The sequence below is a fragment of the Rossellomorea sp. GCM10028870 genome (assembly GCF_042666755.1).
Taxonomy (GTDB): Bacteria; Bacillota; Bacilli; order Bacillales; family Bacillaceae_B; genus Rossellomorea.
In genome coordinates, this window is record NZ_JBHTGN010000002.1 from 570981 (window position 1) to 584805 (window position 13825).

Annotated in this window: 7 protein-coding genes; 2 read left to right on the forward strand and 5 right to left on the reverse strand. The window is 45.4% G+C overall.

The genetic code is table 11. The features are described 5' to 3' along the window. Positions 1–189: 189 nt before the first annotated feature. Positions 190–648 (reverse strand): VOC family protein, encoded by a 459-nt coding sequence (locus tag ACFQWC_RS13640; protein ID WP_377107936.1) that lies wholly within the window; start codon positions 646–648, stop codon positions 190–192. A 184-nt stretch (positions 649–832) separates the two neighbouring features. On the opposite strand from ACFQWC_RS13640, the gene ACFQWC_RS13645 reads away from it, so the two are divergent. Beyond that, positions 833–1333 (forward strand): fasciclin domain-containing protein, encoded by a 501-nt coding sequence (locus ACFQWC_RS13645; RefSeq protein WP_299742038.1) that lies wholly within the window; start codon positions 833–835, stop codon positions 1331–1333. A 149-nt stretch (positions 1334–1482) separates the two neighbouring features. On the opposite strand, the gene ACFQWC_RS13650 is transcribed toward ACFQWC_RS13645, so the two are convergent. Both ACFQWC_RS13650 and ACFQWC_RS13655 read right to left on the reverse strand, forming a co-directional pair. After that, positions 1483–5718, reverse strand: coding sequence for a S8 family serine peptidase (locus ACFQWC_RS13650; protein WP_377107938.1), 4236 nt, complete (start codon positions 5716–5718; stop codon positions 1483–1485). Positions 5719–5993: 275 nt separating this feature from the next. Then, positions 5994–7034 carry an NAD(P)-dependent alcohol dehydrogenase gene (locus ACFQWC_RS13655; RefSeq protein ID WP_377107940.1) on the reverse strand — a complete coding sequence of 347 codons (1041 nt, stop codon included), beginning with the start codon at positions 7032–7034 and terminating at the stop codon, positions 5994–5996. Positions 7035–7260: 226 nt separating this feature from the next. On the opposite strand from ACFQWC_RS13655, the gene ACFQWC_RS13660 reads away from it, so the two are divergent. Continuing rightward, the gene (locus tag ACFQWC_RS13660) at positions 7261–7674 is read left to right on the forward strand and encodes a MerR family transcriptional regulator (RefSeq protein ID WP_299742029.1); all 414 of its coding nucleotides are present in this window, start codon (positions 7261–7263) and stop codon (positions 7672–7674) included. Between the two features lie 167 nt (positions 7675–7841). Here the strand turns inward: ACFQWC_RS13660 and ACFQWC_RS13665 are convergent, their stop codons facing one another. Together ACFQWC_RS13665 and ACFQWC_RS13670 are read right to left on the reverse strand one after the other, a co-directional pair. After that, entirely contained in the window at positions 7842–8936 is a 1095-nt protein-coding gene (locus ACFQWC_RS13665) for a hypothetical protein (RefSeq protein ID WP_377107942.1), read from the reverse strand. Positions 8937–9377: 441 nt separating this feature from the next. Next, positions 9378–13436, reverse strand: coding sequence for a S8 family serine peptidase (locus tag ACFQWC_RS13670; protein ID WP_377107944.1), 4059 nt, complete (start codon positions 13434–13436; stop codon positions 9378–9380). Positions 13437–13825: the final 389 nt, after the last annotated feature.

Consider the following 13825-nt stretch of genomic DNA (forward strand, 5'->3'; position numbering starts at 1 on the left):
CACTCAGATATCTGCACCCGGGTTGATCTTACTAAGCTGATACATCAAGAACTATTTGAAGCTGTCTCATAAAAAAATAGAAGCGCGAGATTGTCCCCGTGCTTCCTTTCTTTGATTCAAATTCCTATAGCAGAATCATACCAAGTTATTCTTCAACAAAACCCTCGGTCAGTGGAAGTTCTTCCATAATCAGCTCTTACGGTCATACCAATCCTCAAGCGTCATCATGTCAAACTTTTCCTCATGATCTAACCTTAGAGGAGCAATGAATTCAAGAGAATTTCCATCGGGATCATGAAAATAAAGACAGGCATGGGCTTGTGGGTTGTTAGGGAGGACAAGAGGCTGACGTTCCGGTGAAAAACCAAACGCTTCCCTTACCTCAATACCTCTTTTCTTTAACCATCCTTTTGCCTCTATCATATCTTCAGTCTCTACATGAAAGGCGATATGCCTGATGGAGGCATGATACGGGATGTTTACTTGATCAGCCTCCCACAAACCAAGCCAGCTCTTCCCTTTTTCAATCCAGACAAATGAAACGTTCTCGCTTTCATACGCTACTTCCAAACCAAGCTTTTGATAGAAATCGATTGATTTCCCCATATCACTTACAGGTAGATGTGCTTCATATAATCCTTTAATCATGACATCACCTCCTCATCTGTATCCTATACTTTCCGACGAATAAATGGCTCCGTTTTTCGTTTGAAGTTTTATAAGACTTTTGATTGATAAAGTTCGTCCAAGTTAAATGGATAATCCTTCTAAACAAACACATACTACCTTTTGAGTAAACACATGTTTACATAAAAAAGCAGGAGGTAGTAGGATGAAAAACAAAACATTTGCGTTGATGATGGCAGTATTCATGGTATTCCTGCCCCTTTCGAATGGCGTATTGGCCGCTGAAGACGGGGCACCGGCAACGAAGGATATCGTTGACACCGCTGTAGAAGCGGGTCAGTTCAAAACCCTTGCAGCCGCTTTAGAAAAAGCCGGACTTGTGGAGACATTGAAAGGCGAGGGTCCGTATACGGTGTTCGCGCCGACTGATGCTGCGTTTGAAAAGCTGTTGAAGAAATTAGGCATCACGGCAGAAGAATTACTGGCAAGAGAAGATCTGAAGGACATTCTTCTGTATCACGTGCTTTCCGGTAAAGTGATGTCTACCGATCTAAAAGACGGTCAAAAGGCGGAAACACTAGCCAAGAAAACAGTGGATATCTCACTGGACCCTGTCCGCGTCAATAATGCGAATGTAGTGAAAGCGGATATTCAGGCTTCCAATGGTGTCATTCACGTGATTGATGAAGTGTTACTTCCGGAGTAAGTACTGTTCATAAGAAAGCTCGTTCAAACGTCCAGTCGTGACTGTTGAGCGGGCTTTTTTATTGGAACAGGGACGGTTCAGATGCTTCCTCTAAATAAAAAAATGAAGCAAGAGGATTGTGAACTGACCCCTTGCTTCAAACAAAAATATTAGCTTTCTAATTCCTTTTTCACTGATTCCAGTGTTTTATTTTTGTATTTCGTTTTTGCTTTCGGTGCACTTCGATCGGTAGGATTTTGTAGGCCATAGTTTTTTTCGATGAATGTGAAATCGTTCATATCCACTATACCGTCAAAGTTAATATCGGCATCACGGTGGTCCGTGCCCCAATGAGATTGCATATAGGTGGCGTCCATGATATCAATGACCTGGTCCCCGTTGACATCCCCTGCTATCATCTGAGGAAAGCCCTCGGTGTCAAATTCGCCTCGTATCTTCTCCCCGATTTGCTTAAAGACCGTGAATGGGTTGGTATATTTAAAGTGCCCTGGTACATGGATGGAGTAGGTGAATTCTTCGTCTGTAATCGGCAATTTAACATAAAGTCTTGGATATTCAGCAATGCCGTTATTCTCCATCACAATCGTTCCGTTGTATTGATGGTTGGAATCATCTGTTGCATACCCATCAATCCCTGCTTTGGTAAAATCATTCCCAAACGGAATTCCTTCAGCAAAAATAGGAACTTTCATCTGTGAAAAGGACGGGTCAACATAAGATTCCACAGCTAAACTAGGAAGAGAAACTTCAGAGCCTTCCTCATTCGTATAGGCAGAATTTATATTTTGTAATTGTAAAACACCCTCATAGTATTTTTCATCTTTCACTTTCACTTTTACATTCACAGCCGGGGTGGTGCCGGTTAGACCCTCAGGATCATTGATGGTCAAATGAATGGTCTGTTTTCTCGTTCCATTTCCACCTGCAGCATCCTCATGATTCATTCGAACGCTTGCCTTTTTCTCCAATTCTGGATGGACGGTTACACCTTCAATCTCAAAATGGTCGCTCAAATAATCAAAGGCAATGGTTTGATTTTTGATTCCTGACGTATTATTCATTTTGATTGTATAGGTGACAGTCTCTCCCATCATCGGGTTGATCTTATCCGGTGTCGCATCCACATATGGTGTTCCTTTCTTGACGAAGTAGGTGGCATGTGCGTTTGGATAATTCACCGCACTTGATATTCCGACACCGAAGAATCGAACCGGAAGAATCGGAAGGGAATCATCAAGCGGCAGATTAGCTGCAAATGTTCCATCCGGATTAAGGGGAACTTCTCCATTTGGCGCATATTTAGGACTAGTGATGTATTGGTTATACTTTGGAACCTCTTTATTGTGGTATAGTACAACTTCGTTGGAAGCCTGGTTAACATCGAACCCATACTTCTTCATGTGGTCGATGTTTTCTTCATGGATGCTCCCCTCTACCCGAACGGATGTCTGTCCTTCTTCATATTCATAGACACCATGTGGCAGGGAGGTGATAGAGAATTCAGGGGCAGAATTATCAACAAACACATATTGATCTTTGGTAAATGTGTTCCCCTGATCGTCTGTAGCAACGGCCCTTAGTGTATAATTTCCATGTTTAACGAACTGAGCCACCACGTTCGAGAATTGAGATTGCAAGTATTCAGGATCCGTTGAAAACGGCTCTTTCTGATCACCAATGAATGGTAAGTAAAACCCCGTATTCAATACCAAATTACCGTTATTTGGTTTTACATTCAATCCACTGACGAACCCACCATGACCGACTATATCATCTGTTTCAGGATCTACGTACAAGAAATCCACACGTTTAATATGACCTTTCACCTGATAATTCATCATAAGATAATTCTTCATAAAGGGATTGACATCTGAATACCCCACTGACGCCATCGTATGACCGGATACAATGTCAAACTTCTCAAATTTATTTTCTTCATATGTTACACCGAAAGGGATCTGGTACGTTTCAGAAGGATCTTCTATGTTTGTATAGGTTACATAACCTTCGTATGTCCCCTTTTCTGCTGTCTTTGGTATAGAAAGAAAAACAGACGTATTTTTACTTTTGTTCCCTTTTACAGTGATGGTATCGGTGGTTGTCACGTTTACTCCATTTTTTTCTGCGTCTTTGGATTCACGCAATCCTGTTTGGAATTGTACCTTCACATCAAAGGTTTTATCCTTTTTCCCATTGTTGGTAAGCTTTACAGAACGTTTATCCAACATGTGATCCCCTGTGTAAACCACCCGGCCGAAACTAAGACCTCCTGTTTCTTCATCGATCGTCTCGGATTCTCCGTTTTCAATCAGTTGAGTTTCATCTCTGACTGTGATTTCCATTGTTGAATGAATGGCTTCATACGGATCCACATGCCCTGCCCCCTGCTCAAATACGCTGTAAGGCTGACTTAATGGATCTGCTGTATTCATCAGGATCGTTTTAATGTCGGACGGACTCAAATCAGGATTGGATCCGATTAACAGGGCTGATATACCTGCTACTACCGGAGCCGACATCGATGTACCGGAGAACCGCAGGTACGCGTATTGATAATCGTCCCCTTTATCCCCGTTCACTACATCTGACGGAACGGTGGACATCATAGAGACCCCAGGTGCTGTCACTTCCGGCTTTATATCGTAATTTGTACGGGATGGTCCGCGGGAACTGAATTCTGCCAGCGTGCCACCTTGTGTTTTCTCTTCTTTCATTTCTCCAAATGTAAAGTCATTCTGACCGGACTCAACCTTTTCTTTTAAAGCCAATCCTTTTGCATGATTTAATGAAAAAGTTGGAATGTACTCCCTTCCTTCTGCAAAATATGCAGGAATATGCCCTTCTTCTGGATTATCATTGAATAGGAGTACGGCAGCTGCACCATGTTCTTTTGCAGCCAGGATCTTATTCACTAGTGGAATGTTTTGTCCCCTGCTTATGAGGGCAATCTTGCCTTCCAGATCCTTGCCTGTGAAATCCGCTTCCGCTCCCATACCTGCATAAACAATTGGAAGGGTCTCTTTCTCTAACTGGTCAAGATCATCCCCGTATCCTATCGCCATGAGACGCAAGTCTACAGACAATGCATCCAATGATCCTGTTGACGTAGAGAGCGTCACGGGTACATCGTTTGCCCCTACCGTGAGCGCCAGTGCAGCTGCACTCGGTGTACCCAGCGTATACATGGCATTCCCTGAATTCCCGGCAGAAAGCACCATCGTTACCCCGCTTAATACGGCATGGTTAACAGCCATGCTCACAGGGTTCATTGGATCATTCAGGGCACCGCTGAGTGACAGGTTCATCACATCCATGCCGTCCTCAATCCCTTGTTCTATCCCTGCCATGACATTTTCAAACGATCCAGATCCATATGGTCCTAACACACGGTAAGCATGCAATTCCGCATCGGGTGCAATCCCTTTTGTAGCGAATTTACTCTGATTCGTCCCTTGACCGGCAACCGTCCCTGACACATGGGTACCATGACTTGTATAATAGACTCTGCCACCCGAAACTTCCGGCCTTCCTGAATCCTTCCAATCCTCATATGTCGTTTCCATTGGATCTTCATCATTATCGACAAAGTCATATCCACCTTTATAAGCGGCTTTCAAATCAGGATGGTTATAGTCGATACCTGTATCAAGCACGCCTACTTTCGTGCCTTTTCCTGTGAAGCCTTCTTCATGGAGCTTGTCCACTTGTAAGAAGGAACGTTCATCTGACATGCCAATCCCGGTGTGTTCCGCATCGATATCTGATGCTTGAACAAGTGGTTCTACTTGAACTTCAGCATCACTGTACACAGCTTTAACGGTATTGGATTGCAATAATTCTTTCGCTTGATTGGCCGGGAGTTTCATAGATACACCGTTAAAGGCTGTTTTATACGATCGTTTTACTATGTATCCAGCGTTTTTGCCCTTCCCTTTTCCATCCAATATCTTATCCAGGTCTTTATTAAATGCATCATGTTCTTTCTCGACTTGAGCTTTGGCTTGTGCTTCAGACAAGTCTTTTCCTTCTGCTTTGGCCTTTATGACTGCCACTTTGGACGGACTCTGTTTAAACTCAACGATAACAGAAATTTCTTCCGTACTATCCGGATCAATCTCCGGTGCCAGATGCAAACCTGTTTGATTGATCGATTGCAGCTTTACAAGGGCTTCCCTTTGTTCTGGAGACAATTCTTGGAGTGCCTGCTCAGTGGGGGAAGAACCTGGTTGAGCCTCTCCCTTCACCGAGTCTTGGATTAAAACGTCCGGTATCTTAGAAGCAGCCTGTGCTTCTGAAGGCAGACCAGAATACGATACTGGTAGACTTCCAGATATGAGCCCTGCCCCTAACACAATGATCGTCGCTTTTTGCAGCTTTTTTTTCATTCCGTGTTTTCTCTCCCCTATCAAACTATATTTTTACTAACCGTTCATATTAAATTATTTCCGTTATTCTGTTATAAAGCAATTGGGTTATTGCAGGTACCTTGGATATAGGCACCATCCCTTATCTGTGTGAAAAAACGACACAAATCAACATAAACTCTATGCCTGATTAACCCAAAAATTTTCATTCAAAAGACTTAAAGGTGTGGAGAAACACTGCCAACGCATAAAAAAAGAAGCAAGGGGGCCCCTTGCTTCTTTCCTTCACTCATCAATTAAATCGTACTCGTATCAATCACAAATCGATACTTCACATCAGAACCCAATACCCGTTCGTACGCTTCATCGATGTAATCAGCCGAAATCACTTCGATTTTAGGGACAATTCCATGTTCCCCGCAGAAATCGAGCATTTCCTGCGTCTCACGAATGCCTCCGATCATGGAACCGGCAAATGAACGGCGGTGACCGATGAGAGAGAACACATTGACTTCCAGTGGTTCAGCAGGTGCTCCCACATTGACCATCGCCCCATCCAGCGTCAAGAGTGAAAGGTACGCACTGATATCAATCTTCGCGCTTACCGTGTTAATGATCAGATCAAATGTGCCGGCCAGTTTCTCGAACGTCTCCGGCTCGGTGGTGGCATGATAGGCTTCTGCGCCGAATTCAAGGCCATCCTCTTTTTTATTTAACGTACGTGAAAGAACGGTCACTTCGGCTCCCATGGCATGTGCAATCTTGACCGCCATATGACCGAGTCCACCCATGCCGACAACGGCTACTTTCTTCCCTGGGCCGGCATTCCAATGGTTCAATGGAGAATATGTCGTAATCCCGGCACATAACAGAGGTGCCGCAGCGTCAAGCTCGATGTTGTCAGGGATGCGGAGGACGAAATCTTCTGTCACCACGATATGGGTGGAATACCCTCCTTGAGTAAGCTCGCCATATTTGTCCACACCAGCGTACGTCGGTACGTTTCCTTTGAGGCAGTACTGCTCTTCCCCATCACGGCAGTTCTTACACTCACCGCAGGAATCGACCATACATCCTACTCCTACCCGGTCGCCGGCTTTGTACTTCGTAACCCCGGAACCGACCTCCGTGACGATTCCCGCAATCTCGTGCCCGGGTACGAGCGGATACTTCACTTCTCCCCAGTCTCCGTGTGCCGTATGGATATCGGAATGGCAGATCCCTGCATACTTGATTTCAATCAGAACATCATGCACATCAAGATCGCGCCTCTCGATTTCAGCCTCTCTGAAAGATTTGTCAGGACCGTCAACGGCTCGTGCTTTAGCAATTACCATGAATAAAAACCTCCTGTGATAGTAGCTTTCAAGAGACAGGTGAACATACCTGATGAACTCTTGTTACACCCATGGTAATCCCTAGAGTTCACTCTAGGTCAAGGGATAACCCTTGCTCAATCTGGCTGATTTGTTTTGCTTTGACAGAAGGGGATAACCGTGCTACGATCCCCCCACAAACATAGAGTTAACTCGATCTCGAGATAGTTGGAAAAGGAGCGTAAAGATGAAGACCTATTCAATTGGCGAAGTGGCAAAGAAGTTGAATCTCTCAATCTATACCCTGAGGTACTACGACAAGGAAGGCCTCATGCCTTTTGTCGAACGGTCAGAAGCTGGCACACGTTTATTCAAAGAATCGGATATTGCCGCTTTACACATTATCGAATGCCTGAAATCCACCGGGATGCCGATCAAGGAGATCAAACATTTCATAGACTGGTGTGCAGAAGGCGATGCCACCCTGCAAAATCGATATGATATGTTCCTGGAAAGAAAAGCCACCGTAGAAGCAAAGATCAAAGAACTTCAGCAAACAATGGAAGTCATCGACCATAAATGCAGTTACTACAAGACTGCATTGGAAGCTGGTACGGAAGAGGTACATAAGGGGAATAAGATCGAGATTATCCATCCATAAAGCTGCACCCGCTGCGATAGAATCCTGGGAAAGGTTCTATGGTTTTTTTATAGAGGGTCGAAGGCAGAATTCAGTCCCCGCCAATCCGGCCCTTATTTTATATATGGTTACGCAAACAAGAAAAAGGTCAGGTTCTTGATAAACAAGAAACCCGACCTTTTTTGTTTTTATTCCTCTATCCCCACAGACCAATCACCATCTGCCTTTATCACCAGCGCATAATACCCATCCGTCTTCAATACTTGCCGTGCAGAGCCTTCATACGCCCCGATCTCATTGACCATCAGCCCTTGGCCGTTCAGCATAACGATGAAGTTTGAGGAACCGTTATGAGAGAAGTTGAATTTGTAATTCCCGCTCTTGGTATTGAAGAATACAACGTCATCGCCGGAGCCTTCCAAGGTAGTCGGTGCATCGGCCATCTCCACCGGCGGCGACTGGTAGATGGTATATTCCCAAGGACCGTCTGCTTTGACGTTCAAGTAGTACGTTCCTTCCACAGGAATCTGTGCAAATGTCTTCCCTTTATAGCTGCCGATTTCATTGACCAGGAGTTCAAGGTCGTTCCCGTTTTCGTCCTGCAGCTGTACGATAAAGTTCGCGCCTCCGTTATGATTTCCATCGAAGATTGCCCAACCGGATGTCAGCTTGACCCCGTCGGACGCTGTATCCCCATTGCCGCTCACTTTGATCTTTGATTCCTCGAATTCCTTTTCGGCTTTCTCTTTCGCTTCAACCTCTGCTTTTGCCACCATCTCCGACTCATACTTCCCCACTTCTTCCATCGAAGCAAACGGAACCACTTCCATGATGGACTCCCCGTCCGTTGTCGCAACCAGGATCCCGTCAGTGGCCTGCAGGACATAGCCAACATTTCCATTCCCGATCGAAATGCTTTTCGGATGTTCGACGCTCAGATCTTTTTTCGCTTTCTTAAAATCCTTATCACTCATCCCCGCAGTAACAACTGCCTTGACCTCTTCCATTGTGGCCGGCTTTTTTTCTGGCTGCTTTTTCTCTTCTTTCTGACCAACTTTCTCTTCTTTTGCCGCCTTCACTTCCCCTTCATCCGCTTTCACATCACTAGTGGCCGTTTCGCTTGTCGGACTGTTCAGTACTCCAACCATAAACAAAACAAAAAGCCCCGCAGCAATCCCAAACCGTTTCTTCGCCTTACCCGACTTTCTCACCAACGCCACCAATCCCAACACGATAAAAACCAGGAACCCCAAGAAACCCATTCCAGCTAACGCATCAAACATGGAAACCCTCTCCTTTTTTGATTCATTTCAACATAAGTGACCCCATCACAAACTAATTAATTATTTACATATTCAGGTTATAACAGGACCCTATTGAAAATTTGCTCAGGTGAAATGAAAAAAGAGGAATAGTCTTGGAGGGTAAATAAGGACTTGGTCAAATGTTCAAATGATCGTAAAATGAAACCCTTGCGAAGGGACTGATTGTACTGAAGTCCTCTAACACAAAAAGACTTCCAATCCGCTATCCGAAAATCTGAAAATCCCTTGCAGTTGACGTAAGGAGACATGTCAGCCACCCCTCAAAAAAATAGTGCCAGCCCCCATTGTGTTCAGAAAATAACGAACCGGGGGCTGGCACCAATATTTTATTGACATAAAACAACTATCTCGAGATACACATAGTGGTCTTTCCCATTACGTTATGCCGCCAACGCAACATTACTGTAATGCTTCCACAATATCCTCAAGACTTCTACCAGCATCCTTGTCTTTCGCCTTATCCTTCACTTCTACCATCGGATTCAACATTAAGTAGTTTTTCTGGATATACGTCATGTCTTCCCTATCGACTTTCCCGTCAAAGTTGAAATCTGCCTGGCAATCTGCAGAACCCCAGTGCGTTTCAAGGTAGACAGCATCGCGGATATCGACGATTTGGTCGTGGTTGGCATCTCCTGCAATGGCCGGGAAGAATTTGATGGTCTGTTCTTCTCCATACCTATTCTCACGGCCGATCTGGAATTCTTTCACGACTTTCAGATGGCCCGGTGCTTCAAAGGTAAGGGTCATCTGTTCTTGGGTGGAAGGCAATTGGATCTTGAACTTTCCGTCCTCGATGACTTGTCCTTCATATTCATTTCCTTCCTTGTCCGTGGCTTTGATGGTTGCTCCCAGTGCCTTGTAGTCAATATCTGTTGTGAGGAGCTTTCCATAGCCATCCCGGAGGAAGACCGCTTCACCGTTTAGGTCGCCCGTCAATTCAGAGACACTTGACCAGGCTTGGACAGAAGGAGAAATCCCTTCAAGATTGACGATGGTGTCATCGGCTTTCGTCAACTTGATGGCACTTGCCGTCAATAGAAGATCCTTACGATAAAATCCTTCTTCTTTAAACGTCGCTTGTATGTCCAGTAAGGAGCTGTTTGCCGAAGCCGCAATCGCTTCGCCTGTTACAGATGTTAATGTAACGGTCATCCCTTTGGATGTTACTTCTGTTTCAACAGCAACCTTGTCTTTGAATTCCTCTGAGACTTGCACTTTATCGACGTTGATGATTGTTTGATCGAAAGCATACGAATAGGTGATTTGCTTCCAGGCATCATGATGATGAGCGGAAACGGAGTAGTTCATACTCTCTCCCGTCATCACCTCTTTCTCAGCCGGGACCGTCGCGAGGTATGGCGTCCCCTTCTTCACAAAGAAGTATTCATGCTGCTGGGCATTCACGCCTGCCCGGTCTCTCCCTTTTACGATATAGGAAGTGACTTTCTTGTAGCTTGGGAGATAGCCATTAATCTGGAAATTCCCTTCATCATCCACTGCAACGGGTTGATCATAGTAACTGCCACTCGATCGATAAAATACACCATTTTTCCCTTGATTCACATTGATTCCCAATTCATTGGCCAGGCCGATTTGTTCATCGTGGATAGAGCCCTTGATGGCGAATGATGTCGCATCCGGCTCCAATTCAATGATTCGTTCTTCAAGGTCTGTCTTTACACTCGGCATTTCGTTATCGAGGACGAATGGCTTTTCGATGATCGTTTCTTTCCCATCGTCTGCTGTAAACACAAATTTCGCTTTATAAGCACCTTGTTCTGCTTCGATGGTTTCATAACCAATCGGGTGATCCGCGTCATCCGTAAACGGATAATAGCTCCCGTCAAAAAATCCATAAACATAACCCGGAGTATTTTCAGGGATGAATCGCCCATCCATACTGCCAAGGAACCCGATATCCTGATTCGTTTCAGCGTCCATCAGGAAGATGTCTACACTCTTCATATGAGAATTCAAGGAGAAGCTTCCGTTCAATGCAGGTGTTCTGGCGTACCCATTCTCCCTGACCGTCGAGAGGACATCGGTCGTTTGAACATAGTCGACTCCTTCTTTCACCTTTCTTACGGCAAATGGAATCTGATATACTTCTTCTTCGTTCTTACGATTGGTAAACGTTACGTACCCTTCATAAATGCCTGTTACTGCCTTTTCAGGGATCAGAAGTTCCGCAGAGAACCCCTCTTTTCCATTGGCCTTTACTGAGACCGTTTCAGGAGTGACAAGCTTGACACCCTGGGCCTCCCCGTCTACGGACCCTCTTGCATTTACATTGAAAGTGACATCAACGGCATATTCTTTTTCCGTGTCCGATGTATTCTGAATGGTGATGTCGCGGGAGTCCTCGATATCAGCTCCATTGACAAACTTGGTCCCGAAGCTTAAAGCACCCGTTAACTCATCGATTTCCTTTTCGTGGTCGTTCTTTATTTGAGGCGTTGTGTCTTCTACCTGGATAATTGTACTTGCCTCTGAGGCTTCCAGTGCATCCACCTTACCGGCACCTAAATCAAATACACTATAGTTGGCAATGAGATCATCGGCTGTATTCATCAGCATGCCCTTGATGTCATCCGGATCGCTCTTCGGCTTCGCTTCAAGGAGAAGGGCAGCGATTCCAGCCACATGTGGGGTGGCCATGGACGTACCCGAAAACTTGGCGTAAGACTGTGTGTAATCCTCTACATGGTGATAATACTTCGGCACCGTGGATAAGATACCGGCCCCTGGTGCAACGACTTCCGGTTTGATATCATAGGTCAGTCTTGCCGGTCCGCTCGAGCTGAAGAATGAAACGTAGTCATCCCTTGCGACTTCTCTTTCTTTCACCTCATTGAATGTAAAGGTGACTTCCTCTGTTTGAAGGGCCTGAACGATTTCATTGGCTTTTCTTCCTTCCAGGGTAAAGGCCGGAAGCATATGAGGATCATCCGGGTAGGCATCCGAGATGAATCCTGGAGAGTTCTTGGAGTATCCGAAGGCAACAGCCGCGCCTTTTTCCTTCGCCACCGTATAAGCTTCACTTAACCGGCTGTATCCACCGGTTTTGATTAAGACGATCTTGCCCGCCACATCTTTCCCTTCGTACTCCGCTTCCGTCCCTTGACCGACATCCACGATTTCAAGCGTCTTTCCTTTCAAATCACGCGGGTTGACTCCAAGCTCGGAAGTCGAATAGCGCACTTCGATTTCCCCTTGCAGCTGGTCGGATTGAAGAGCCCCCATAAAGTTGGCATAGCTCACCTTTGTATCCGTCGAGCCTACGGTAATGCCAAGAGCTGACGTTGCCGGTGATCCCACAGAGTACAGCCCGGGTCCTTCATTCCCTGCAGCGAGGATCGAAGTGACCCCTGATAAAACTGCGTTGTTAATGGACTGTGATAAAGGAGATCTCGGATCATTCAGGATATTCCCAAGGGAAAGATTGATCACATCCATCTTCTCTTTCACCGATTGATCGATGGCCTGCATGATGTCTTCTGTCGAACCGAAGCCGTATGGTCCCAGTACACGGTACGCGTATAAATCGACATCCGGTGCGACTCCTTTGACCGAAAGCGGAGTCTTGCCATCTCCTTGACCGGCAAGTATCCCTGCTACATGGGTACCATGTGAGGTGTAATATAAGGTTGGATTGTATAAAGGCATTCCTGATTCCTTCCACTCCTCATAGGTCGCTTCCATCGGATCATGATCTTCATCCACGAAATCATAGCCGCCTTTATAGGCATCCTTTAGATCGGGGTGATTATAATCGATTCCTGAATCCAACACCGCCACCTTGACACCCTTGCCTGTCAATCCTTTTTCATGCAGCTTGTCCACATTCGTCATTTCATGGGGGTGTTTCCCAAGATAGATACTGCTTTGCTCCGTTTCATTGACAACCGGCTCGATCAGCTCTACTTTCCCGTTCTCCCACACATTTTTGACATGTTTCGATTCTACCAGCTTGCTCACCTGAGAGGCAGGCAGCGACAAGGTCACCCCATTATAGGACTCCTTGAACGAGCTTGTGATCTTCCCTTTAATCTTGAGTTTCTCAAGATCTTCTTTGAAACTCTTATGCTCTTTCTCTACTTTGGACTTTGCTTCTTCCATAGAAAGCGTGTTCCCGTTCATCTTTTCCAGTAACACTTCTGTCACAGGAGCATGTCCTTTCAATTCGACGATGACGGAAATCTCTTCCTCACTTGACAGGTCCATGCCGGCTGGCAGCTGAATGCCCTCTTCTGAAGACGTACTCGCGATCTCTTTCACGACACGCCTTTGTTCCGGTGTCAACGCACTCAACACCTCATCCGACGTGACAACGGATCCTGCCTGCGCCACATCCGTCCCCGGGGAAAGCAAAGGAAGCCCACTCACAGCTAAAGATCCAACCAAAGCAGAAGCCGTCAATCCCTTTAATAGATTCTTAGAATCGATCTTCTTCAACTACTATTCCTCCATTCTGATTTCAACTGTCTTTACAATAAAAATTGTAAAGGGAAACAATGGAAGAGAGTATGGGGGTTTTCATTTAGGTATTTTGTCGCGAAAGAAAGCAATACATTCTTTCCAGTGACTCGACGGAGGATCAAACCTAATCAGAATGAATCATTTTTTTGTCATCCTATTGGGGGATTTCTGATTATTCCCTTCTATTTGAAGGCAGGGGCGGGAACGTCCCCATTTCCCCACCTCTCTCAGGTTCCTAAGCCTCCTCATGAAAAATGGCGTCAGTCCCCCGTCATCATAACGCACTAGTATACCGCAGGACTGACTCCAAATTCTAAAATATGATCACCAAGCAATCGGCAGCGCTTTCACCTAGGTGGACTTAC